The sequence below is a fragment of the Streptomyces sp. NPDC050423 genome (genome assembly GCF_040655445.1).
Taxonomy (GTDB): Bacteria; Actinomycetota; Actinomycetes; order Streptomycetales; family Streptomycetaceae; genus Streptomyces.
Window position 1 is genome coordinate 1 of record NZ_JBFAJY010000065.1, and the last position, 22,747, is coordinate 22,747.

Sequence of the window (22,747 nt, forward strand, 5' to 3'; positions counted from 1 at the left end):
CGACACTCGGGCCCTCAACCTGCACAACCTCAGCCCACGGCACGAAAACGGTCCACCGACTCCATCGGCGGACCGTCACGAAACTTCGAGGCTAGGCCGTGGGTAGCTTGCCGCTCTTCGTGTGCACTTCGTCGAGGAACTCGACGTCCTTCGAGTTCATCCGGTACACGTTGATCCGGACCTTGTGGCCCTCAGGGATGCTGAACGCACAGGACTTGAAGCTGCCCGTCCGGCACGTGCCCTTCTTCTTCCCCGCCGTGACGTCGTAGACCTCGGTCCAGATGTAGTGGTTGTCCGCGCGGTTCCTACCAGGGGGCCGGAGCGGCCGGTCAAGGCGATTTCGCAGGGTCTCCATCCCATGACCTCGGCATGGAGGAGCCACCCCTTTGCCCCCTCGAAGGCTTCACCGCCCGGTCAGGAACCCGCTCGTGCCGGCGCGAGGACGGTCGGTGCGACGGGTACGACGTACGGCGACTCCTGTGGCAGGAGCCGGGCGGCCGCGTCGTCCCGGCCCGCCCGGACCAGTTCATGGATCTCCCGGGCCAGCGGGGTGACGTCGCGGACCGACACCGTCCACTCGTCCGAGTAGCGCCGCGCCGCCTCACCCGCGAAGCCGAGTTGGAGGGAGCGGTACGGGGGCGGTTGAGGTGCAGGTCGCGTTCGTAGTGGGAGAGTTCGGCGTGCGACAGGGCCCAGTCGAAGCCCTCGCGGGTGATCTCGACCGCCAGAACCGTCTCCTGGCCCTCCTTCATCGCCCAGCCGCAGCGATACATCATCCACAGGAAGCTCAGCTTGATCCACATCAAGCCGCGTTCACAGCCCTAAGAAGGCGGTACGTGACTTGATATCCGTTTCGTGGTCGCCTGATCGTGTGGCTCTGCCGGATCCGAGCAAGTTGGTGGGTTTACCGTGTTGGGGCGGTTAAGTAAGTTGACCTTCACCTCACTCGAGGCAGGTCAATCAGGGGGAATGAAAGACATGCAGGCACTCGCGCCGGAGGATCCGCGGTCCATCGGGCAGTATTCTCTGCTCGGCCGGCTGGGTGAGGGCGGCATGGGCCGGGTGTATTTGGGACGCTCCGGGGGCGGGCGGACCGTCGCGCTCAAGGTCGTCCAGAGAGAATTGGCCCAACTGCCGGAATTCCGGTGGAGGTTCGCGCGCGAGGTGGCCTCCGCACGGCGTGTGGGCAGCGAGTGGACCGCTGCGGTACTTGACGCGGACACCGAGGCTGCGGTGCCGTGGGTGGCTACGCAGTACATTCTGGGGCCTTCGTTGCACGAGGTGGTGGCCGAGAGTTACGGGGCGTTGCCGGAGCTCTCCGTGCGCGTGCTGGCCAATCGCCTCGCACTGGCTCTGTCGGCCGTGCACGGGGTCGGGCTGATCCACCGGGACCTCAAGCCGTCCAATGTACTTGTCACCGTGGACGGGCCGCGCGTCATCGATTTCGGCATCGCCCGGGCGCTGGACGCACTGGACACGGTCGCGGGGGACGTGGCGCAGACACGTACGGGGATGGTGATCGGCTCCCCTGGCTTCATGTCTCCGGAGCAGGCGCGCGGCCTTGAACTCACGGCCGCGAGCGATGTGTTCTGCCTGGGGTCCGTGCTGGTGTACGCAGCCACGGCGCGCCAGCCGTTCGGTGCCAGCGGTAGCGGTAGCGGTGGATTGCACGCACAGTTGTTCCGAGTCGCGGAGGACGAGCCGGATCTGGACGGTGTGCCGGAGAGTCTCCTTACTCTCGTTCGCGCGTGCCTGCAGAAGGATCCGACGCTTCGGCCCTCGCCCCAGGAAGTGGCTGACCGGACCGCCGGGCTCACAGCCGGTCCCTGGTTGCCAGGTGAGGTACTGGAGCAACTAGGACGCCGTGCAGCCGAGTTGCTGGATTACGACCCCGCCTTGACCATCAATCGTCGGCCCACGCCCACAGTGAAGGACATCCCGGCCGCAGGCACAATCCGGGGGACCGCAGCATCGGGTCAAACCACTCCGCCCCTTCCCCTTGCCCCACCGATGATGCCCGCGCAGCCCCCGGCCGTGGCTGGGCGCGGGCGTAACCGGACCACCGTGGTCGGCGTCGCTGCGGTGGCGCTCATCGCCGTCGGTGCGGGCCTCCTTGCACTCAAGCTATGGGACGACAGCAAGAGTGGCGCCGGCCAGGGCGGCACCACCGCCGTGCCGCGACAATTTCAAGGCAAGTGGGAAGGGAAGCTCACGAAGCAAGGTGAGACGTCTGGGGAACACGTCCATCTGGAGATCAAGGGCGCCGGCACCCGGGCCGCCAAGGTGTCCATATTGGGCAAGACGCGCTTGTGCGTCACCGGCAGGGTCGTCGAGAGGGCGGACTACGACGAGAGCTCCGGAGAACGGACTCTCACGCTGAGTAAGGGCAGCGCCGGGAGCGCCACTCCCAAGAGCGAGTCCGCCAAGTGCTCGAAGCAGACAGAGAGCGAACTCAAGTTCAGCCCGACCCCGAACGACCGACTCGTATGGATCGTCGACGGGTACGAAATCCAGCTCACCAGGCAGGAGAACTCGTCGCTCGACAGGTACCAGGCCACCAGCGTGTGGTACCCCGACACGGACGCACAAGAGCCCGGCACCCTGGAGCTGATCCAGGTCGCGGGCGTGTCTGTCGAACAGAACACCATCACGATCATTGATGGAATGGGCCCCAACCCATCGTGCGGCTATGAAGCAAAGGTGTTCTCCGTCAAGGACGATCTCCTGACCACCCCACCGCAGCTGGACGCGCGGACCGCAGGTCTGAATCGGGACTGCCCCAGGAGCAGGTCCCCGTTGAGGCTCACACTGCTGGACGATCAGCGGATGGAGTACCGCTCACTCGATTCCGCCGACACAGGGTCCCTGACCTCCACGCCTCCCTAGTGTTCTGCGTCGTAAGAGGATGCCGCCAGGCTGCGCTGACGGCCTACGACGGCGAGGAGCCCCGGCCCGGGTCGTCGTGATCCGCAGCCCTTTGGCTGCCGCCCCGTGTTGAAGGACTCGGAGTGGGCGACCGGGCCGGCGTAGCCGCCCCCGCGTAGTCGCAGCCGAGCAACGGCGGTGGTCACACTCGGGGGTGCCCGCCTGCCTGCTTCTGGCCGGCGGGCACGACTGCGCCCGGAGCGTCGCGCCGAGGACCGACTCATCCGCCGATACGACCCCGGGCGAGGGCCAGAGGGCGCGCCGAAACGGCTATGGGCAAGCACAGCGGCGTCCGCATCGCCCGCAAGGTGGTCGAGTCCAGCGAACGGTTGGGGCGTCGACGGTGGGTCATCGAGTGGACGGTGTCCTGGCCGACCGGCTACCGCCGCCTCAGCCACGCTACGAACTCCACCCCGGCAACTACCTGGCATTCCTCGGTCTCGCCGCAGCCCTCTGCTGCTACAGACGACTCGTCCGACTCACCACATAGGAAACGGCCCAAGTGGTCAGCCAGCCCCCAGCACGCGGCGAAGTCCCACAGGTCGGCGGCGACGAAGGTGTCCGCCTTCCGAACGGCGATCCTTCGGTGTGTCCGTGAATGGTCACAGGAACGTAGTGGATCAAGGACATCCCGTGTTCGGTCTACGACGTGGCGCATGATGCACGAACAAGCAGTTCACAGACACCAACTGACCCGATTCTTCGAAGGCCCCCCACACATGGCTTCCCTGCGCACTCGTTCCGTTCTGCTCGCCGCCGCCCTCGTCGCTGGTACCGCTTTGCTGACGGCCTGCCAAAGCGACACGGGCGACAACGCCTCCTCGGCCGCCTCGGCCTCTGCCACGGCCAGCGCCTCTTCGACGGATGCGGCTGCCGAGGCCGAGGGCTCGTCGGGTGCCGGCAGCAACGACGACGCGTCGGCCTCCAACGGCACGAGGGCGCCTGCCGCCGGGAGCGACTCCAGCGATACCGGTAAGGCCGGCTCGGGGTCCACCCCCGAGAGCGCCGGCGACGGGGCCAGTCAGGGCAAGGGCGCGAGCGGCACGTGGTTCGGGAATGTGTCGTACCTGGCGCCCGGCAAGTACACGGTCTCCGGCCCGAAGGGTGAGGAGCAGGCATTCTTCACGTCCGATGCCACGGAGATCTGGGGCGCGGGTGACATCTGCGGAGACGAGAACGACCAGTCCGCCACCAAGTGCACCGAGCAGGAGCTGGAAGCTGCCGCGCAGAAGGGCGTCTCCGCCGAGGTGAAGATCAGCGACGGCATCGCCACCCGCATCACCGACGACCACTGACCCTTCAGCTGGAGCCGAGGCCCACGCGGCACCCACCTAACACCTGTGACGAAGCCGCACAGTTGGCAATGCAGCACGCCGGCCGGCAAACGATCCCGAAGCCGCTCTGTGGTTACTTGAGCCGGGACACGGATCGCCACCGTCCACTCGTCCGCGTACCGCCGCGCCGCCTCCCCCGCGAGGCCCAGCTGGAGGGAGCGGTACGGGAGCCGGTTCAGGTGGAGGTCGCGTTCGGGGTCCCACTGGACGCGGGCCGGGGCCTGGCGCAGGTTGCGTTGCCAGGTGGCGAGGTCCGGGTGCACGCCCCGTTCGTAGTGCGAGAGTTCGGCGTTCGCGAGTGCCCAGTCGAAGCCCTCGCGGGTGATCTCGACCGCCAGAACCGTCTCCTGGCCCTCCTTCATCGCCCAGCCGCAGCGATACATCATCCACAGGAAGCTCGGCTTGATCCATGTCATGCGGTCGCGCTTCCAGGCGGGCGGGAAGCGTCCGTCGCGGGCGGCGGGGAGACCGAGGGACGGGGAGTACGCCTGGTAGACGGTGACGGTCGTGTCGGTGTACAGCGCGCGCATCTCGTGCTGCGGCGGGGTCGGTGCGGTCATGGCCTCATCACAGCACCGCCGGTGCGCAGTCGGCGAACGGGTTTCCGTACTGGCTTGCGTGCGGGTTTCCGTGCGGCCGCTTCGTGGGTCACCGGCGGACACTGACATTCGTCATACGGAGGTCAGTACACCTGGCCCTGCCGCGCACCCGGGTCCGGCGGCCAGTCTGTACGTATCGAGAGCGGGAGCCGTGAGGGCCGCCGGCACCGAGTCCTGACCGCTCACGAACCACTGCAGGGCCGCCCCGGGGGAGCGGCCCTGCAGTTCTGTTCGGGTCCGGGAACAGTGGGCGCCGCTGTCGCGGCCCGCTGCCACCCGGTGGAACTACTTTCGGGAGGAGCGCGAGAAGATCAGATAGAGAATGAATCCAATCGGAAGGTGAACTTCCAGCGTCGCCGCCGGAGAGAGAACCACCGATAACTCGATCAGGTCGAACATTTTCGGACCTCCGTCTCAGAATGCTCCGACGCCTCAAGGGCGTTCCGGGCATTTCCATCGACTTCGCGGCCCCTTCGGCCTGCGGTCCGGACAGCTCGGATCCCTCGGCCTGCACGGCGTTCACGGTCTCGACGGCCCGTACGGGGCTTGATGTCCCCATGACAGCGCGGGAGCACGGAAGCGCGCAGGGCTCACAAGGGGGCTCACAACTCGCCGGCCCTGCCTGTGGAGCCCATGGCGTCGGTACGCTGCGAAAGAAAGGAGGCGGAATGACGGAAACCCGGAGAAACGAACGCCAGGGAAATCCAAGCCTTGAGGAGATCGTCGCCCAATCGGGCGCGAGCCATAAGCGACTTGCCCACCGGGTGAACGAACTCGCCTCCCGAGAAGGACAGTCCACCCAGTACACGCACACGTCCGTGGCGAACTGGTGCCGCCGCGGCATGGTCCCGAAGTCGCCGACCCCGCGGCTCATCTGCATCGCCCTGTCCGAGCTGCTGGGCAGGCCGGTGTCCTTCGCGGAGATCGGGATGCAGAGCGCGGAACATGACACGAGCGGGCTGGGCCTGGAGTTCGCCCGTCACCAGGACGACGCAGTGAACGAAGCATCAGCCTATTGGAGCGCTGTGAACCGCCGTCAGTTCCTCACCAGCCAGACGTTCGCCATCTCCGCCTTCGCCACCCCGTTCACCCGCTGGCTCATCGATCCGGCGGATTCCACCCGGGCACGCACCACCGCCGGGCCGTCCGTCGACCGGGAGCACATCGCGGAGCTCAGGGAGGCCGCTGACAGCGCCCGTCTGTGGGACTCCCGCTTCGGCGGGGCGAACAGGAAGTCGACGTCCCTCACGGAGTACCTGTACGGGCGCGTCGCACCGCTGCTCCGCGGCAGTTACTCCGAGGCGGTGGGACGTGATCTGTTCCGGGTCACCGCGGAGATGGCGCGGCTGGCCGGCTGGACGGCCTTCGACGCGGGACAGCACAGCATCGCCCAGCGTCACTTCATCCAGGCGCTACGGCTGGCACGGGCCGGGGGCGACGCCGATCTGGGCGCGTACATCCTCACCACCATGGCGATGCAGTCGCTGATGCGCGGATTCACCTCGGAGGCCATCGACATGGCCCAGGGCGCGTACCAGCGCGGGAACACCCTCGATCCGCGGGTGGCGGGTTTCGCCAAACTGATCGAGGCCCGGTCGCACGCCCGCGCGGGCGACGAACGGGCGACGAGCGCCTGCATCACGCAGTCGGAGCGGCTGGCGGCACGCGGCGCGGACAGCGAGGGACCCGCCTGGATCGGGTTCTTCGACCAGCAGCGGATCATCACCGACGCGACCGAGGCCTTCCGCGACCTCGGCAACCACCGGGCCACCTTCGCCTGGAACGCCATCGGCCCCATGCCGTCGGACGCGTTCGCCCGCTCGCGGAGCGTCCGGCTGTCGGTCCTGGCATCGGCACACGCCCAGAACGGCGACCTCGCCCAGAGCCTGCACCTGGGGCGCGAGTCGCTGAACCTCTTCACCCGGCTGGGGAGCCTGCGCGGAATGGAGTACCTGCGCGTGTACGGCCGCTCGCTGGAGCCCTGGCGCAGGGACCCGCAGGTCGTCACCTACCTGTCGGACGTCAGAAAGGCGACGCGCTCGCTGACGGTCGCCTGAACCGGGATCGGAGTACGGGACCGGCCGGGACCGGAGTACGGTCCCGGCCGGTCCTGACGGTCCTGACGGATCTGACGGTCTGTGGAGCTACCGGGTCAGTGGAGCCACCGGGTCAGTGGTTGCTGGGGAAGCCCAGGTCCACGCCGGCCGGGGCGTCGGCCGGGTCCGGCCAGCGGGTGGTGGTGACCTTGCCGCGGGTGTAGAAGTGCACTCCGTCGTTGCCGTAGATGTGGTGGTCGCCGAAGAGCGAGTCCTTCCAGCCGCCGAAGGAGTGGTAGCCCACCGGCACCGGGATCGGGACGTTGATGCCGACCATGCCGGCCTCGATCTCCAGCTGGAAGCGGCGGGCGGCGCCGCCGTCGCGGGTGAAGATCGCGGTGCCGTTGCCGTACGGCGAGGCGTTCATCAGCGCGACGCCCTCCTCGTACGTGTCGACGCGCAGCACGCACAGGACCGGGCCGAAGATCTCGTCCTGGTACGCGTCCGAGTCGGTCGAGACGTTGTCGAGGAGGGAGAGGCCGATCCAGTGGCCGTCCTCGTAGCCCTCGACCGTGTGGCCGGTGCCGTCGAGGACGACGTCGGCGCCCTGGGCCGCGGCGCCGGTGACGTAGGAGGCGACCTTGTCGCGGTGGACGGCCGTGATCAGCGGGCCCATCTCGGACGCCGGGTCGTTGCCGGGGCCGATCTTGATCTTCTCGGCGCGGTCCTTGATCCGGGCGACGAGGTCGTCGGCGATCGCACCGACGGCGACGACCGCGGAGATCGCCATGCAGCGCTCGCCGGCGGAGCCGTACGCGGCCGAGACGACGGCGTCGGCTGCGGCGTCGAGGTCCGCGTCCGGCAGCACCAGCATGTGGTTCTTCGCACCGCCGAGCGCCTGGACGCGCTTGCCGTTGGCGGAGGCCGTGGCGTGGATGTAGCGGGCGATCGGGGTCGACCCGACGAACGAGACGACGGAGACGTCCGGGTGGTTCAGCAGCCCGTCGACGGCGACCTTGTCACCGTGCAGGACGTTCAGGACGCCGTCCGGCAGACCGGCCTCGGAGGCCAGTTCGGCGAGCAGGTTGGCGGCCGACGGGTCCTTCTCGCTGGGCTTGAGCACGAACGTGTTGCCGCAGGCGATGGCGAGCGGGAACATCCACATCGGCACCATGGCGGGGAAGTTGAACGGCGTGATGCCGGCGACGACACCGATCGACTGACGGATCGAGGAGACGTCGACGCGGGTGGACACCTGGGTCGACAGCTCGCCCTTGAGCTGGGTGGTGATGCCGCAGGCCAGCTCGACGATCTCCAGACCGCGGGCCACCTCACCCAGCGCGTCGGAGTGCACCTTGCCGTGCTCGGCGGTGATCAGCGCGGCGATCTCGTCCCGGTGGGCGTCCAGCAGCGCACGGTAGCGGAACAGGATCGCCGTGCGGGCGGACAGCGACGACGTGCCCCACGTCGCGTACGCGCCCTTCGCCGCGGCCACCGCGGCGTCGACCTCGTCCGGGGAGGCAAGCGCGACCTGGGTGGTGACGGCGCCGGTGGCCGGGTCGGTGACCGGGCCGTAGTTGCCCGACGCGCCCTCGACGGTCTTGCCACCGATCCAGTGGTTGACGGTCTTCATGCTGTGACTCCTTCAGAGGTGGCTGCGTCGGTCGGTGACGTGACGTTCGTACTCTTCCCGGGCTCTTGCCGCCGACGGGCGAGTGGCCGTCTCGGCCACGGGAACATCCCACCACGCCTGTGCCGGAGGGGGCCCCGACACTGTGTCTGCCGTTTCGGTCTCGACGTAGACACAAGTGGGACGGTCCGCCGCCCGCGCCTCGGCCAGGGCTTCCCGCAGGTCGCGCACTGTCCTCGTACGCAGTACCCGCATGCCGAGGGAGGCCGCGTTCGCCGCGAGATCGACGGGGAGCGGCGGGCCTGTGAAGCCGCCGTCCGCCGACCGGTGGCGGTAGGCCGTACCGAAACGTTCGCCGCCGACGGACTCGGAGAGCCCGCCGATCGACGCGTACCCGTGGTTCTGCAGGACGACCAGTTTGACGGGCAGGTTCTCCTGGACCGCGGTGACGATCTCGGTGGGGTTCATGAGGTACGTGCCGTCGCCGACGAGCGCCCAGACCGGGGTGCCGGGGGCGGCCAGCTGGACGCCGATCGCGGCGGGGATCTCGTATCCCATGCAGGAGTAGCCGTATTCGACGTGGTACTGCCGCGGCGACCGGGTCCGCCAGAGTTTGTGCAGGTCGCCGGGGAGCGAACCGGCCGCGTTGATGAGGATGTCGTCGTCGGTGACCAGTTCGTCGAGGAGACCGAGTACCTGGGCCTGGGTGGGACGGGCGTCCGGGTCGGGGGTGGCGTACGCGGCGTCGACGCGCTGCTCCCAGCGGGCCTTGGCGCCGGTGTACTCGCTCTCGTACGCGGTGTCGGCCCGGTGGCCGTCGCCTCCGGCCAGGGCGGTGGTGAGGGCTTCGAGCCCGGCGCGGGCGTCGGCCACGAGCGGGAGTGCGCCGAGCTTGTGGGCGTCGAAGCCGGTGATGCTGAGGTTGAGGAAGCGGACGTCCGGGTTCGCGAAGAGGGTGGCCGACGCGGTGGTGAAGTCGGTGTAGCGGGTGCCGGCCCCGATCACCAGGTCGGCGGTGCGCGCCAGGGCGTCGGCGGTCGCGGTGCCGGTGTGGCCGATGCCGCCGACGTCGGCGGGGTGGTCGTGGCGCAGGGAGCCCTTGCCCGCCTGGGTCGTGGCGACGGGGATCCCGGTGGCGGCGGCGAAGGTGGCCAGGGCCTCCTCGGCCGCGCTGTGACGGACCCCGCCGCCTGCCACGACCAGCGGCCGGCGGGCGGCCCGCACCGCCCGCACCGCCCGGTCGAGTTCATCCGGGTCGGGGGCCGGTCTGCGTACGTGCCAGACGCGTTCGGCGAAGAACTCGGCCGGCCAGTCGTACGCCTCGGCCTGGACGTCCTGCGGCAGTGCCAGCGTGACCGCACCGGTCTCCGCCGGGTCGGTGAGGACCCGCACGGCCCGGAGCGCGGCCGGGATCAGCGCCTCGGGGCGGTTGATCCGGTCGAAGTAGCGGGAGACGGGGCGCAGGCAGTCGTTGACCGAGATGTCGCCCTGGGAGGGGACCTCCAGCTGTTGGAGCACGGGCTCGGCGGGGCGGGTCGCGAAGGTGTCGCCGGGCAGCAGCAGGACCGGGAGGTGGTTGATGGTGGCGAGGGCCGCACCGGTGACGAGGTTGGTGGCGCCCGGACCGATGGAGGTGGTGACGGCGTGCGCGGAGAGCCGGCCGGACTGGCGGGCGTACCCGACGGCCGCATGCACCATGGCCTGCTCGTTGCGGCCCTGGAGGTAGGGCATGGCGGCCCCGGCCTCCAGGAGCGCCTGCCCGACGCCCGCGACATTGCCGTGGCCGAAGATCCCCCAGGTGGCGCCGATCAGCCGCCGGCGGATGCCATCGCGTTCGGTGTACTGCACGGCGAGGAAGTCCACCAGTGCCTGTGCGGTGGTGAGACGGCGCGTACTCACGCGTGATCCTCCGGTCCATGGAACGGGAGCCTGGGGTCCATGGGCTGGGACGGCCAGGTGTCGCGGATCCAGCTGTGGTCGGGGTGGTCGCTGATCAGCCACTGCCGCTCCTGCCCCGGGCCCGCCATCACGTTCAGGTAGTACAGCGTGCGGCCGGGCGCGGCGATGGACGGGCCGTGCCAGCCGTCCGGGATGAGGACCGCGTCGCCGCTGCGGACCTCGGCCAGCACGTCCGTACCGCCGGGGCGGGACGGGGACACCCGGTGGTAGCCAAGGCCGTCGTCCGCCACCTCGAAGTAGTAGATCTCCTCCAGGACGGACTCCTCGCCGGGGCGGTGCTCGTCGTGCTTGTGCGGCGGGTAGGAGGACCAGTTGCCCCCGGGGGTGAGGACCTCGACGGCGATCAGCCGGTCGCAGTCGAAGGTGTCGGCGGCGGCGAAGTTGTGGACCTGGCGGGAGCAGTTGCCGGAGCCGCGCAGCTCGACGGGTACCTCCGGCGCGGGGCCGTAGCGAGCGGGGAGTCGTCGCTCGCACTTCGCTCCTGCCAGGGCGAAGCGGCCGCCTGCGCCGGAGGCGATCTGTGCATGGGCGTCACGCGGTACGTACGCGAAGTCGGATACCCCGCTGAACACGCTTTTCCGGCCCAGCAGTTCAAAGATCTCATCTGAGGTGTGCACCGTACAGGCACCCGCCAACGGCAGCACGATCCACTCGCTCTCCCCGGTGACAAGTGTGTGAACTCCTCCCGGTTCGAGCTCCACCACACGCAGGCTCGACCGTTCCCAGCCGGCCTGTTCCGGACCGATGTCGAGGGCGTAGGGACCGCGCGCCGCACTGCCGGCGGTCACGTGGTGCCTCGGGTTTCCGTGCATGGTCATTCCCCTTACCTACCCGTTTCCCCGCCCGTCGTGCCCGGTTCGAGCAGTGATACGGCCGTGTCGACCGCGGCGCCCACGTCCCCGTCGGACGGGTAGAGCAGCGACCGCCCCACCACCAGCCCCCGGACGGTCGGCAGTCGCAGCGCGGTGCGCCATCTCTCGTACGCGCCGTCCTGGTCCTCGCCCACCTCGCCGCCCAGCAGCACGGCGGGCAGCGTGGAACTCTCCATGACCTGCGCCATGTCCTCGGGCTTCTCGGTGACGGGGACCTTGAGCCAGGTGTACGCGGAGGTGCCGGCGAGTCCCGAGGCGATGGCGATGGAGGTGCTCACCGCCGCGGCGCTCAGGTCGTTGCGGACCTTGCCGCCGGTGCGGCGGCAGAGGAACGGTTCGACGAAGACCGGCAGCCGGTGCGCGGCCATGGCGTCGATCGCACGTGCGGTGGTGTGCATCGTGTCGAGGGAGCCGAGGTCGTGGTAGTCGATCCGCAGCAGGAGCTTGCCCGCGTCGAAGCCGAGCCGGGCGAGGTCCTCGGGGCGGTGGCCGGTGAACCGGTCGTCCAGCTCGAAGGCGGCACCGGCCAGCCCGCCCCGGTTCATCGAGCCGATGACGACCTTGTCCTCCAGCGCGCCCAGGAGCAGCAGGTCGTCGAGGATGTCGGCGGTGGCGAGGACCCCGTCGACGCCCGGTCTGGAGAGCGCCAGACAGAGCCGGTCCAGCAGCTCGAACCGGTTGGCCATGGCGAGTTCGCGCTCGCCGACGGCGAGGGAGCCGCGGGCCGGATGGTCGGCGGCGATGATCATCAGCCGCCCGCTGCTGCCGACGAACGGCCGTCTGCGCCGCCGGGCGGCGGCCTCCGCGACGGCTTCGGGATGGCGCATGCGCAGGTGGACGAGGTCGGAGACGGAAGAGGCCGGGGCCGTCATGAGGCCGCCCCGGATTCGGTGGGGGTGGTTGCGCCGGGGCGTGGGGCCGTGGCAGTGACGGAGCCCGCGGCGAGGGCCGCCTCCACCTCGTACGGGAACGGCATCGCTGAGGAGCAGGCGAGCCTGGAGGCGACGATGGCGCCCGCGGCGTTGGCGTACCGCATGATGCGGTCGGTCTCCCAGCCGGCGAGCAGGCCGTGGCAGAGCGCGCCGCCGAACGCGTCACCGGCGCCCAGGCCGTTGACCACCTCCACGGGAAGCGGCGGGACATCGGCCACCGTGCCGTCGCGGTGGACCGCGAGGACGCCCCCGGGGCCCTGTTTGACGACGGCCAGCTCGACCCCTGCGGCGAGGAGCGCGTGGGCCGCGGCGTACGGTTCGCGCTCGCCGGTCGCGATCGCGCACTCGTCGAGGTTGCCCACGGCGACGGTGGCGTGGGCGAGTGCCTCGCGGTAGCGGGCGGAGGCGAGGGGGTGGGGCGGGGTGTGGGATGGGGCGGCGGGTGGGGTATCCGGTGGGGCATTGGTTGCGGTGTCCGGTGAGGTGTCCGGTGAGGTGTCCGGTGAGGCATTCGTTGCGGTGTCCGGTGGGGTGTCCGGTGGCGCGTCCCAGAACATCGGGCGCCAGTCGAGGTCGAAGACGGTGATGCCCGAACGGTTCCTGGCCCGCAGCGCGGCGAGCGTCGCGGAGCAACTTGGTTCGGCGCAGAGTCCGGTGCCGGTCATCCAGAAGACCCGGGCGGATCCGACGGCCTCCAGATCGAGTTCCGACGCGTGGATCTCCAGGTCCGGGGCCTTGGGCTGCCGGTAGAAGTAGAGCGGGAAGTCGTCGGGCGGGAAGATCTCGCAGAAGGTGACCGGCGTCGGGTACTCCTCGACGGCCGTCACCCATCGGTCGTCCACCCCGAACTCCCTGAGCTGCTGGTGGAGGTACTCCCCGAACGCGTCCTGCCCCGTCCGGGTCACCACCGCGGCGCGCCGGCCGAGACGGGCCGCCGCGACAGCGACGTTGGTGGGCGAACCGCCGAGGAACTTCCCGAAGGCGTCCACCCTGGCGAGCGGCAGGCCCGTCTGCAGGGGGTAGAGATCCACTCCGATCCGGCCCATGGTGATCACGTCGTACGGCTCAGGCATCTGTGTCCCTTCGACGACCGGTACGGCAGTTGGCGGACGCAACTGTCGCCCCCGGTCTAACTTCTCCCCCGAACACTGTCAACCATTGGTCCGGACATACGGACTAATGCTTGACACTCATCTCCCCGGACGGTGAGGCTGGACCGCATGACCACCTCCGCATCCGCTCCGGCCCGCATCCGCATCGGCTCCGCGCCCGACTCCTGGGGGGTATGGTTCCCCGACGATCCGCGGCAGGTGCCCTGGCACCGCTTCCTCGACGAGGTCTCCACCGCCGGATACGAGTGGATCGAACTCGGCCCGTACGGCTACCTCCCGACCGACCCGGCCCGCCTCGCCGACGAGACCCGCAGCCGCGGGCTCACCGTTTCGGCAGGCACCGCTTTCACCGGATTGCACCACGGTCCGGGCGTCTGGGAACGGACCTGGGCGCATGTCGCCGAGATCGCGGACCTCACCCGGGCGATGGGCGCGGACCATCTCGTGGTCATCCCGTCGTTCTGGCGCGACGACAAGACGGGCGAGGTGCTGGAGGACCGCACCCTCACGGCGGAGCAGTGGAGTGACCTCACCACCCAGACCGAGCGGCTGGGCCGCGAGGTGCAGGACCGCTACGGTCTGCGCATCGTCGTCCACCCGCACGCCGACACGCATATCGACAGCGAGGAGAACGTCAGCCGCTTCCTCGACGCCACCGACCCCGCCCTGGTCTCGCTCTGCCTCGACACCGGGCACTACGCCTACTGCGGCGGCGACAGCGTCAAACTGATCGAGACCTACGGTGAACGGATCGGCTATCTGCACCTCAAGCAGGTCGACCCGGAGGTCCTGGCCGAAGTGGTCGCGAACGAGGTGCCGTTCGGGCCCGCCGTGGCACGCGGGGTGATGTGCGAACCGCCGGGCGGGGTGCCCGCCCTCGCGCCCGTCCTGGACGCCGCCCGCCGGCTGGACGTCGACCTGTTCGCGATCGTCGAGCAGGACATGTACCCGTGCCCGCCCGACAAGCCGTTCCCGATCGCCCGCCGGACCAGGGAGTTCCTGCGCTCCTGTGGCACTGGTCAGCGCCGTGGCACGCCTGACAGCTGAGGACGACCGGCCCCGCGCCGCACCGTGCCCCGGCTACAGGGCAGGGCGGGGCGGGGCGCCGAAACGGGCCAGGCAGTGCCAGACCTTCTTCAGCGACTGCGTCGCGTAACGGCCCGTGCGGGCGGCGTCCCCGATGATCCGGGGATCGAGCAGGCCGCCGCGGGAGATCTCCGCGCCGAGATCGACGAACTCCTGTCCTCGGTAGTCCGCATGACGGCGCAGCTCCGCCACGGTCAGGCGGAATCCGCCGTGCCATTCCGTGCGGCAGGGCAGCCTCCGTGCGGCCTCCTCCACGGCGGTGCCGCGGAAACTCGGATCGAGGACCAGCGCCTCCAGATGGCAATCGAGCAGGACCGGGCCGTGCACCTGCGCCTCGATGTACGCGTCGAGCGCGTCCTGGCTGTCGGACTCCGCCACTTCGATCAGGCGCATCCGGTCGGCCACGCCGAAATCCGACGGCTCGGCAGCACTGTCCGGGTAGCAGAAGGTGGCACGCTCCAGCACCTGCGGGATCAGCCTGAAGTGCGCCGATCCGAACCGTGGCGCCGCCCCGGTCTCCTGACGCCGGAAGTTCAACGCCCCGTACACCGGCCGCTGCTCGCCGGGCACGCTGTCGTACGCGCCACCGAAGATCCGGCTCTCCCAGCGCCACCGGTCACCGCCCGGATGGGCGGTCAGCCCGCCGTTTCCGGTGCCGGTGACGAACTGCGAACGGTAGGCCCCGTCCTGGGCGAGCCCGACCAGGATCGGACGATCGCCCGCCATCCGGTCCGGGTGGAAGTTGAGCGTCAGCGGTACGGAGCGGTCGAGCGGCTGCCCGGAGGAGCGGGCGGCCACGTGTCTCAGAGCGCGCGCCTGCGCCGAGTCCGGCGGGAGCCTGAGCGGAAGCAGTGGCGAGTCCGACGGGTACGGGAGCCGGAGCGGAAGCAGCCGCGCGTCCGACGGGAGCGGAAGCAGCCGCGCGTCCGACGGGAGCGGAAGCAGCCGCGCGTCCGACGGGAGCGGAAGCAGCCGCGCGTCCGACGGGAGCGGGAGCAGCCGCGCGTCCGACGGGAGCGGGAGCAGTGGTGGGCGCGGCTGGTCAGCGGTCACCGGGGCAGTCTGGTGCAGCGCGGCCCGTCGTCGCCTCCGGTTTACGGGGCAGCCGGCTCCGCTGCCCGGATGGCCTCCGCTTCCTTCGACAGGTTCACCGCCTGGAGCAGGCTCAGTCCCCGCTCGGCCGTGCGCAGTGCCTTGACCGCGGCCACGGTGTGGGGCGGCCCGTCGTAGCCGGTCGACGCCATCCTTCGCAGGGCCCAGCGGCCGCGCAGTTCCGCGTCCGGAACCGCACCGGCCTCGGCGGTGAGAGCCACGGCCCTTTCCAGGCCGGGGCGTTCCTCGGCGGGCGCGGTGTCCAGAGCCCGCCGGAGCACGGTGCTGATGTCGTCCGCCTCGCGCAGTACGAGGACGGCCATGTTCTGCTTCCCGAAACCAGTCATGGACCGATCGTGCCCGGAGTCGGCGCCGGTATGAACGGAGTTGAGGCACATCTGAGGTGGGGAAGGCGGAACGCCTTCCCCACCAGGGGCAGGCGGCCCCGTTTGCCCCAGTGCGCTCTTTCCGTCACATAGATCACTCCCTCGTCACACATATCTCCATTACGCAGGTTTTCCGTCACAGGCGCTCGACAGCCCCTCCCCGTCTCTCACTGCCCTCGTTCACCGGACACAGGCTGAGCATTCGTCAGCGTCCGTTCCGCAGCTCGCCCGGCGGCCCCCGGGCTGCCGCTGCGGTGCAGAGAGGTGTCACTCATGACGGACAGAAGACTCTGGTCCTACAAGGACATTGCCGCGCATATCCGGGTACAGCCGGACACCGTCCGCTCCTACCGCAAACACGGTCTCCTTCCGTCACCGGATCATGTGGAGGGCGGCAAGCCCTACTGGTACGCGGACACCATCCGTGCCTGGGTCGCCACCCGCCCCGGCAACCGGGGCCGCCGGGACTGACCCGCCGCCTGCGTCCCGGGCGCTCAGCGCGGAGGTTCGATGACCGTCACGCCGGCGGCCGGTGCCGCGCCCATCGCCGCGAGCGCCGCCGGGGCCGCGTCCAGCCCGATGGTGGAGGTCACCAGCAGGTCGGGGCGGAGGCCGCCGGACCTGACCATGTCCATCATCGGCGGGTAGGCGTGCGCGGCCATCCCGTGGCTGCCGAGGAGCTCCAGCTCCAGGCCGATCACCCTCGCCATGGGGACGACGGGGTCACCGGCCGCCGACGGGAGCAGCCCGACCTGCACATGGCGCCCCTGGCGGCGCAGGCTCCGCACCGAGGCGGCACAGGTGACCGGCGACCCCAGGGCGTCGAGCGACAGGTGGGCCCCGCCGCCCGTGAGCTCACGCACCGCCTCGCCGGCGCCCGCCGGGTGTGCCGAGGCGTCCACGCACTCCACCGCTCCGAACGTCCGGGCCAGCCGCAGGGCGTCGGGCGAGACGTCGACCGCGACGACCCTGGCGCCGCAGGCCACCGCGATCATCACGGCCGAGAGCCCGACCCCGCCGCAGCCGTGCACGGCGACCCATTCGCCCGGCGTCACCCGGCCGCGGGCCACCACGGCCCGGAACGCCGTGGCGAACCGGCATCCCAGACCGGCGGCCGTGCCGAACGACATCCCGTCGGGGACGGGGACCAGATTGACGTCGGCCTGTTCCAGCGCGACGTACTCGGCGAACGAACCCCAGTGGGTGAATCCCGGCTGGGTCTGCCGCTCGCAGACCTGCTGGGCCCCGGCCGCGCAGGCGGAGCAGCGGCCACAGGCACAGACGAAGGGCACGGTGACCCGGTCACCCGGTCGCCGATTGACCACGTCCCGGCCCACCGCTTCGACCACACCGGCCAGTTCATGGCCGGGTACGTGCGGCAGGGTGATGTCGGGGTCGTGGCCCATCCAGCCGTGCCAGTCGCTGCGGCACAGCCCGGTGGCCTCCACCCGGACCACCACGCCCTGCCGGGAGGGGCTGGGATCCGCCACGTCCTGGACCCGGGCTTCCTTTCCGAACTCCTCGAACACCACTGCCCTCATACGTCCCGCCCCTCGTCCGCGCCCCCGTTTTCCGGACGGCCGAATCTACGCTCTGCCCTACGCTCTGCCCGCCGTCACCCTGTCCCTCTCGTGGGCGGGCTCCGGTATCTCCTCGGCCGCCGGCTGTGCGGGCTCACCCTCGCTCAGGCCGAATCTCCGGTGGAACGCCCGCAGCGGTGCCGGGGCCCACCATGTCGCCCGGCCCATCAGCTTCATCACGCTCGGGACCAGCAGGCTGCGCACGACCATGGCGTCCATCAGCACGGCCAGCGCGATGCCCAGGCCCAGCATCTTGGTGTTGGTCACCCGAGACGTGCCGATCGCGACCATGACCACGGCCAGGATCACGGCCGCGGCGGTGATCAGACCGCCCGTGTGCCGCAGCCCGAAGGTGACCGACCTCTCGTGATCGCCCGTCCGGTCGTACTCCTCCTTGATCCGGGAGAGCAGGAACACCCCGTAGTCCATGGAGAGCCCGAACGCGACGCAGAACATCAGCACCGGGAGCGTCGTCTCGATGTCCCCCGTGCTGGTGAAGGAGAGCGGCCCGGAGAGATGTCCGTCCTGGAAGACCCAGACGACCGCTCCGAACATCGCCGTGAGGCTCAGGGCATTGAGCACGACCGCTTGGAGGGGGATCAGCACGCTGCCGGTGAGCAGGAAGACCAGGAGCAGCGTCACCACGGCAATGATGCCCAGCGCCCAGGGCAGCCGGTCCGCGATGGCGGTCTTCGAATCGACCAGCACGGCCGCGGTACCGGTCACCGAGGTGTCGAAGGGAGCGGGCTCGGCCCGGAGGTCCTTCACGAGTGCCTGGGACTCCTCCCCCACCGACTCCTCCTTCGGCAGCACGCTGAAGTAGGCCGAACTTCCCTCGACGACCGGGCCGTCGACCCGCAGGGCGCCGGGGAGCGCCGCGATCCGGCTGCGGTACTCGGCGTACTGGCCCGGTGTCGCGGCCCCTTCCGCGAGGACCTCGAGGGCTCCGCCGGGGCTGCCGGGGAAGCCGTCCCTGATGTGCTGCTGGACCACGCGCGACTCGGCGGAGGCCGGGAGCTGGCGGTCGTCCGCGGTACCGAACTTCACCCCCAGGAACGGCAGCCCGAGCAGCACGAGCCCCGCGCTCGTGACGACGGCGAAGAGCGGCGCCCTGCGCATCACCAGCGCGGCGAACCGGCCCCAGCCCTTGCCCGACCCGTTCGCGGCGGACGGCTCCGCACGCCCCCGGCGCAGCAGTTTGCGCAGATCGAGGGAGTTGACCCTCGGGCCGAGCAGCATCAGCGCGGCCGGGAGGAGAATGAGCGCGGCAGCGGCGGCGAGCAGCACCACGGCGATCCCCGCATAGGCGAACGAGCGCAGGAAGTACTGCGGGAAGACGAGCATCGCGGCGAGCGAGACCGCGACGGTCAGCGCGGAGAACAGCACCGTCCGCCCCGCGGTGCGCAGGGTCGTGCCCACCGCCGCGCGGACCTCCGCCCCGGCCGCCAGCTCCTCGCGGAACCGGCGCACGATGAACAGGGCGTAGTCGATGGCGAGCCCGAGGCCGAGCGCGGTGGTGAGGTTCTGGGCGAAGACCGAGACATCGGTGAATTCGGTGATGCCGCGCAGCACGGCGTTGGTGCCCAGGATCGCGACGATGCCGACACCCAGCGGCAGCAGAGCCGCGATCGCGCTGCCGAAGACCATGACGAGCAGCACGAGCGTCACCGGCAGGGCGATCATCTCGGCCCGCAGCAGGTCGTCCTGGATGATCGTCTGCATCTCGTGCTTCACCGCCACGGAGCCACCGACCGAGACGTCGACCGGCCCGTGCGCACCGCGGTATGTGGGGGCTATCCGGTCCAGGACCTCCCCCACCGCCTTGTCGTCGCCCTCTATCCGGGCCGCGATCAGCGCCTCCCGTCCGTCCTCGGCGCGCAGCGCGGGTGCCTTGCTCTGCCAGTACGAGCCGACACCCGTGACATCCTTCTCGCCGGCCAGCCGCTCGGTGAGGCGCGCCGCCTCGGCGGCCACGGCGGGATCGTCGACGGAGACACCGCCACTGTCGAGGAGCAGCAGCAGGTTCGGCTGGGACGCCGGGAACTCGCGCTCCAGCGCCTTGGTCGTATAGGTCGATTCGGCATTCGGGGACTCCCAGCCACCGCTGCCCATCCGGTCGGCGACCCCGCTGCCCGCGAAGACCGCGAGCGCCGTGATGACCAGGGCCGCCAGCAGCGCGAGCCGTGGCCGCGCGGTGACGAAGCGGGTCCAGCCCCCGATGCGCTCCGGGCTGTTGACTTGAGGCATGGTGCGGCGTCCCCTTTTCCCCCGGATCCAGGCACCCGGGCGGCAGCGCGAGGCGGCCGCACAGGGCAGCATGGATCAGTCGTTGCCACTTAGACTGGCAAACACGAGTCATCGCTCGCGTTCCACAAGAATGCGAGCGGCCACTCGCGTTTGTCAACCGCGCACGAAAGCTGGGGATACACCGTGTCGGAGGCCAGAACCGAGGGCACCGGAGGCGCAGGGGCCACAGGAGCCGCAAGAGACACAGAGGTCACGGGAGCCACAGAAGGCGCAGGGGCCGAAGCGGCAGCGGGAGCCGCGAAGGACGCGAAAAGAGCGGGAGACTCGGTGCCGGCCACCACAGGCGCGGCGGCCGGCACCACCCCCACCCGCCCGCGCCGCCGCCAGGCCCGTGGCGAGGCGCGCATCGCCCAGCTCCTGAAGGCCGCATCCCGCGTCTTCTGCACGAACGGCTACACCGCCGCGAGCACCAACGCCATCGCCCGGGAAGCCGGGGTCTCACCGGGCACGCTCTACCAGTTCTTCCCCAACAAGGAAGCCATCGCGGTCGAGCTGGGCGACCAGCTGCTGAACCGCTGGCGCGAGACATACGGGGCCGCGTTCCTCCCGAACCACCTCGAACTCCCGCTGGACCGGATGCTCGACGCCATCCTCGATCCGCTCATCGAGTTCAACTGCGAGAACCCGGCCTTCACGGTCCTGATGCACGGCTCCGAAATCCCCGGCACGATCACGCAGGACCACGACGCCGTCCACACCACGATGCTCAGCCGGGTCGAGACGATCCTCACCGGCTACCTCCCGGACACCCCTCCCGCCGAGATCACCCGCGTCGCCACGATGATCTTCATCCTCTTCAAGGCGGGGCTGGACGTGATCATGGCGCACGAGGGCGCGGAGCGAGAGGCGTACACCAAGGAGCTGAAGACGGTCCTCTTCCGCTACATCGAACCGATGGTCTGCGATGCCACCCCCCTCACGACCCCCCTCGACGCACCCTCCACCGCACCCCCCACTCCCCCGAATGGCCGTTAGCGACCTCGGACCGCTCGCATTTATACCCCCTAGGGGTATAGTCTGATGAGTGTGGAGGCGCACCGGCCTTTCCGGAAGCCTCCTGGGCCCCTGCCTCCACACCCACATGTGCCCGTCGAAGAGGAGAAAACGATGACCGCCGAGACCCAGCTCCCCCAGGCGACCGGCTCCTGCTGCTCGCCCAGCGGCTCCTGCCACGACGGCGCGAGCGCCGACGCGACGACGCAGGACGGCGTGACCACGGTCTACCAGGTGACCGGCATGACCTGCGGCCACTGCGAGGGCGCCGTTTCCGCCGAGATCTCCGAGATCGAAGGGGTCACCTCCGTGAAGGCTGTCGCGTCCACCGGCCAGGTGACGGTGACCTCCCAGGCGCCGCTGGACGAGGAGGCGGTACGCGCCGCCGTCGACGAGGCCGGCTACGAGCTCGCCGGCCAGGCCTGAGCACCCCGGGATCCACTCCCACCCGCATCACCCCCTTCGCCGCCGGGCCGGACCGACCAGCAGATACTGGTGGGGTACGGCCCGGTCGGCGTTTCAGGAGTTCGGACATGCACAGCGCGACAGAGACCGAAACCCCGGCAGCGGAGAGCTCGGAGGCCGAGCTCACGATCGGCGGAATGACCTGCGCCTCCTGCGCGGCCCGCGTCGAGAAGAAGCTGAACCGGATGGACGGGGTCACCGCCACCGTCAACTACGCCACCGAGAAGGCGCGGGTCGTCTTCGGCCCGGAGACCGGTGTCGCGGATCTGATCGCGACCGTCCGGAAGACGGGCTACACAGCGGAGCCGGTACACCGCCCCGCACCGACACCGCCGCCGACGTCCGCACGGACCGCACCGGCCCCGCCACCGACGCCCACGCCGCCCGCACCGGTGTCGGTCACGGACTCTCCAGACTCTCCGGACTCCGCGGACGTCCCCGCCAGCCCCACGAGCCCCGACGGCCCCGCCGCCGCCCTCGCCTCGCTGCGTCAGCGGCTCATCGTGTCGGCCGTCCTCGCCGTCCCCGTCGTCCTGCTCGCGATGATCCCGGCCCTCCAGTTCGACACCTGGCAGTGGCTCTCCCTCACCCTGGCCGCCCCCGTCGTCATCTGGGGCGGACTGCCCTTCCACCGGGCGACCTGGACCAACCTCCGGCACGGCGCGGCCACCATGGACACGCTCGTCTCGGTCGGCACCCTCGCCGCCTTCGGCTGGTCGCTCTGGGCGCTGTTCCTCGGCAACGCCGGGATGCCCGGCATGCGGCACGGCTTCGACTTCACGGTCTCCCGCACGGACGCCTCGTCCACGATCTATCTGGAGGTCGCCGCCGGAGTCGTCACGTTCATCCTGCTGGGCCGCTACCTGGAGGCGAGGTCCAAGCGGAAGGCGGGTTCCGCCCTGCGGGCACTGATGCATCTGGGCGCCAGGGACGTCGCGGTCCTGCGGAACGGCACCGAAGTGCGTATCCCTGTCGCCCGGCTCGCCGTCGGGGACCGCTTCGTGGTCCGCCCCGGCGAGAAGATCGCCACCGACGGCACCGTCATCGAGGGCGCGTCGGCGGTGGACGCGTCCATGCTCACCGGAGAGTCGGTCCCGGTCGACGTGGGTGCCGGCGACTCCGTCACCGGCGCCACCGTGAACGTCTCCGGCAGGCTCGTCGTCGAGGCCACCCGCGTCGGCGCCGACACCCAGCTGGCCCGGATGGCCCGGCTCGTCGAGGACGCCCAGAACGGCAAGGCCGAGGTGCAGCGCCTGGCCGACCGGATCTCCGCGGTCTTCGTCCCCGTGGTCCTGCTGATCGCCCTGGTCACCCTGGTCGCCTGGCTGCTGATCACGGACGACGTGACGGCCGCGTTCACCGCCGCCGTCGCCGTACTGATCATCGCCTGCCCCTGCGCCCTCGGCCTCGCCACACCCACCGCCCTCATGGTCGGCACC

Annotated in this window: 17 protein-coding genes and 3 pseudogenes; 8 read left to right on the forward strand and 12 right to left on the reverse strand. The window is 70.2% G+C overall.

The window, feature by feature from the left end; all coding sequences use genetic code 11:
- Positions 1-91: 91 nt before the first annotated feature.
- Positions 92-355: a hypothetical protein gene (locus AB0I52_RS31265; RefSeq protein WP_363078319.1), complete on the reverse strand. Its 264-nt coding sequence runs from the start codon at positions 353-355 to the stop codon at positions 92-94.
- 59 nt (positions 356-414) lie between these two features.
- A pseudogene (locus tag AB0I52_RS31270) lies at positions 415-803 on the reverse strand (DUF4291 family protein).
- 175 nt (positions 804-978) lie between these two features.
- On the opposite strand from AB0I52_RS31270, the gene AB0I52_RS31275 reads away from it, so the two are divergent.
- Complete coding sequence (locus tag AB0I52_RS31275; protein WP_363078348.1) at positions 979-2,886, forward strand: serine/threonine-protein kinase; 1,908 nt, start codon at positions 979-981, stop codon at positions 2,884-2,886.
- Between the two features lie 332 nt (positions 2,887-3,218).
- Positions 3,219-3,415 (forward strand): annotated as a pseudogene (locus AB0I52_RS31280) (IS5/IS1182 family transposase); the annotation flags it as partial.
- A gap of 933 nt (positions 3,416-4,348) precedes the next feature.
- On the opposite strand, the pseudogene AB0I52_RS31285 reads toward AB0I52_RS31280, so the two are convergent.
- Positions 4,349-4,819 (reverse strand): annotated as a pseudogene (locus AB0I52_RS31285) (DUF4291 domain-containing protein); the annotation flags it as partial.
- Positions 4,820-5,526: 707 nt separating this feature from the next.
- Here AB0I52_RS31285 and AB0I52_RS31290 point away from each other — a divergent pair.
- Positions 5,527-6,915, forward strand: coding sequence for a sporulation protein (locus tag AB0I52_RS31290; protein ID WP_363078321.1), 1,389 nt, complete (start codon positions 5,527-5,529; stop codon positions 6,913-6,915).
- A 112-nt stretch (positions 6,916-7,027) separates the two neighbouring features.
- On the opposite strand, the gene mmsA is transcribed toward AB0I52_RS31290, so the two are convergent.
- From mmsA to iolC, 5 genes are read right to left on the reverse strand one after another with little or no spacing between them, the layout of a single operon-like run.
- Positions 7,028-8,527, reverse strand: coding sequence for a CoA-acylating methylmalonate-semialdehyde dehydrogenase (mmsA, locus tag AB0I52_RS31295; RefSeq protein WP_363078323.1), 1,500 nt, complete (start codon positions 8,525-8,527; stop codon positions 7,028-7,030).
- A 12-nt stretch (positions 8,528-8,539) separates the two neighbouring features.
- Positions 8,540-10,423, reverse strand: coding sequence for a 3D-(3,5/4)-trihydroxycyclohexane-1,2-dione acylhydrolase (decyclizing) (gene iolD / locus AB0I52_RS31300; protein WP_363078325.1), 1,884 nt, complete (start codon positions 10,421-10,423; stop codon positions 8,540-8,542).
- The gene (iolB, locus tag AB0I52_RS31305; RefSeq protein ID WP_363078327.1) at positions 10,420-11,301 is read right to left on the reverse strand and encodes a 5-deoxy-glucuronate isomerase; all 882 of its coding nucleotides are present in this window, start codon (positions 11,299-11,301) and stop codon (positions 10,420-10,422) included. Before iolB ends, iolD begins: the two co-directional genes overlap by 4 nt.
- Before the next feature lie 5 nt (positions 11,302-11,306).
- Positions 11,307-12,227 carry a deoxyribose-phosphate aldolase gene (locus AB0I52_RS31310; protein ID WP_363078329.1) on the reverse strand — a complete coding sequence of 307 codons (921 nt, stop codon included), beginning with the start codon at positions 12,225-12,227 and terminating at the stop codon, positions 11,307-11,309.
- Positions 12,224-13,360: a 5-dehydro-2-deoxygluconokinase gene (iolC, locus tag AB0I52_RS31315; RefSeq protein ID WP_363078331.1), complete on the reverse strand. Its 1,137-nt coding sequence runs from the start codon at positions 13,358-13,360 to the stop codon at positions 12,224-12,226. Before iolC ends, AB0I52_RS31310 begins: the two co-directional genes overlap by 4 nt.
- A gap of 147 nt (positions 13,361-13,507) precedes the next feature.
- On the opposite strand from iolC, the gene AB0I52_RS31320 reads away from it, so the two are divergent.
- The gene (locus AB0I52_RS31320; RefSeq protein WP_363078333.1) at positions 13,508-14,446 is read left to right on the forward strand and encodes a sugar phosphate isomerase/epimerase; all 939 of its coding nucleotides are present in this window, start codon (positions 13,508-13,510) and stop codon (positions 14,444-14,446) included.
- 33 nt (positions 14,447-14,479) lie between these two features.
- On the opposite strand, the gene AB0I52_RS31325 is transcribed toward AB0I52_RS31320, so the two are convergent.
- Both AB0I52_RS31325 and AB0I52_RS31330 read right to left on the reverse strand, forming a co-directional pair.
- Positions 14,480-15,283: a DUF3626 domain-containing protein gene (locus tag AB0I52_RS31325; RefSeq protein WP_363078350.1), complete on the reverse strand. Its 804-nt coding sequence runs from the start codon at positions 15,281-15,283 to the stop codon at positions 14,480-14,482.
- Positions 15,284-15,579: 296 nt separating this feature from the next.
- Positions 15,580-15,924, reverse strand: coding sequence for a hypothetical protein (locus AB0I52_RS31330; protein WP_363078335.1), 345 nt, complete (start codon positions 15,922-15,924; stop codon positions 15,580-15,582).
- Positions 15,925-16,236: 312 nt separating this feature from the next.
- Here AB0I52_RS31330 and AB0I52_RS31335 point away from each other — a divergent pair, with 312 nt between their 5' ends.
- Positions 16,237-16,434 (forward strand): MarR family transcriptional regulator, encoded by a 198-nt coding sequence (locus AB0I52_RS31335; RefSeq protein ID WP_363078337.1) that lies wholly within the window; start codon positions 16,237-16,239, stop codon positions 16,432-16,434.
- 23 nt (positions 16,435-16,457) lie between these two features.
- Here the strand turns inward: AB0I52_RS31335 and AB0I52_RS31340 are convergent, their stop codons facing one another.
- Both AB0I52_RS31340 and AB0I52_RS31345 read right to left on the reverse strand, forming a co-directional pair.
- The gene (locus AB0I52_RS31340; protein WP_363078338.1) at positions 16,458-17,504 is read right to left on the reverse strand and encodes a zinc-dependent alcohol dehydrogenase family protein; all 1,047 of its coding nucleotides are present in this window, start codon (positions 17,502-17,504) and stop codon (positions 16,458-16,460) included.
- Between the two features lie 57 nt (positions 17,505-17,561).
- Positions 17,562-19,790 (reverse strand): MMPL family transporter, encoded by a 2,229-nt coding sequence (locus AB0I52_RS31345; protein ID WP_363078340.1) that lies wholly within the window; start codon positions 19,788-19,790, stop codon positions 17,562-17,564.
- Between the two features lie 327 nt (positions 19,791-20,117).
- On the opposite strand from AB0I52_RS31345, the gene AB0I52_RS31350 reads away from it, so the two are divergent.
- From AB0I52_RS31350 to AB0I52_RS31360, 3 genes are all read left to right on the forward strand, one after another.
- On the forward strand, positions 20,118-20,825 hold the full coding sequence (locus AB0I52_RS31350; RefSeq protein WP_363078342.1) for a TetR/AcrR family transcriptional regulator: 708 nt from the start codon (positions 20,118-20,120) through the stop codon (positions 20,823-20,825).
- A 132-nt stretch (positions 20,826-20,957) separates the two neighbouring features.
- Positions 20,958-21,269: a heavy-metal-associated domain-containing protein gene (locus AB0I52_RS31355; protein ID WP_363078344.1), complete on the forward strand. Its 312-nt coding sequence runs from the start codon at positions 20,958-20,960 to the stop codon at positions 21,267-21,269.
- Between the two features lie 107 nt (positions 21,270-21,376).
- Positions 21,377-22,747 (forward strand): heavy metal translocating P-type ATPase (locus tag AB0I52_RS31360; RefSeq protein ID WP_363078346.1); only part of this gene is annotated, 1,371 nt, incomplete at its 3' end.

Coding starts and splice junctions, on each gene's coding strand:
- iolB (WP_363078327.1), bottom strand. CDS start 11,301: ATGACCATGCACGGAAACCCGAGGCACCACGTGACCGCCGGCAGTGCG.
- AB0I52_RS31265 (WP_363078319.1), bottom strand. CDS start 355: ATGGAGACCCTGCGAAATCGCCTTGACCGGCCGCTCCGGCCCCCTGGT.
- mmsA (WP_363078323.1), bottom strand. CDS start 8,527: ATGAAGACCGTCAACCACTGGATCGGTGGCAAGACCGTCGAGGGCGCG.
- AB0I52_RS31320 (WP_363078333.1), top strand. CDS start 13,508: ATGACCACCTCCGCATCCGCTCCGGCCCGCATCCGCATCGGCTCCGCG.
- AB0I52_RS31340 (WP_363078338.1), bottom strand. CDS start 17,504: ATGAGGGCAGTGGTGTTCGAGGAGTTCGGAAAGGAAGCCCGGGTCCAG.
- AB0I52_RS31355 (WP_363078344.1), top strand. CDS start 20,958: ATGACCGCCGAGACCCAGCTCCCCCAGGCGACCGGCTCCTGCTGCTCG.
- AB0I52_RS31335 (WP_363078337.1), top strand. CDS start 16,237: ATGACGGACAGAAGACTCTGGTCCTACAAGGACATTGCCGCGCATATC.
- AB0I52_RS31330 (WP_363078335.1), bottom strand. CDS start 15,924: ATGACTGGTTTCGGGAAGCAGAACATGGCCGTCCTCGTACTGCGCGAG.
- AB0I52_RS31345 (WP_363078340.1), bottom strand. CDS start 19,790: ATGCCTCAAGTCAACAGCCCGGAGCGCATCGGGGGCTGGACCCGCTTC.
- iolC (WP_363078331.1), bottom strand. CDS start 13,360: ATGCCTGAGCCGTACGACGTGATCACCATGGGCCGGATCGGAGTGGAT.
- AB0I52_RS31290 (WP_363078321.1), top strand. CDS start 5,527: ATGACGGAAACCCGGAGAAACGAACGCCAGGGAAATCCAAGCCTTGAG.
- AB0I52_RS31275 (WP_363078348.1), top strand. CDS start 979: ATGCAGGCACTCGCGCCGGAGGATCCGCGGTCCATCGGGCAGTATTCT.
- AB0I52_RS31310 (WP_363078329.1), bottom strand. CDS start 12,227: ATGACGGCCCCGGCCTCTTCCGTCTCCGACCTCGTCCACCTGCGCATG.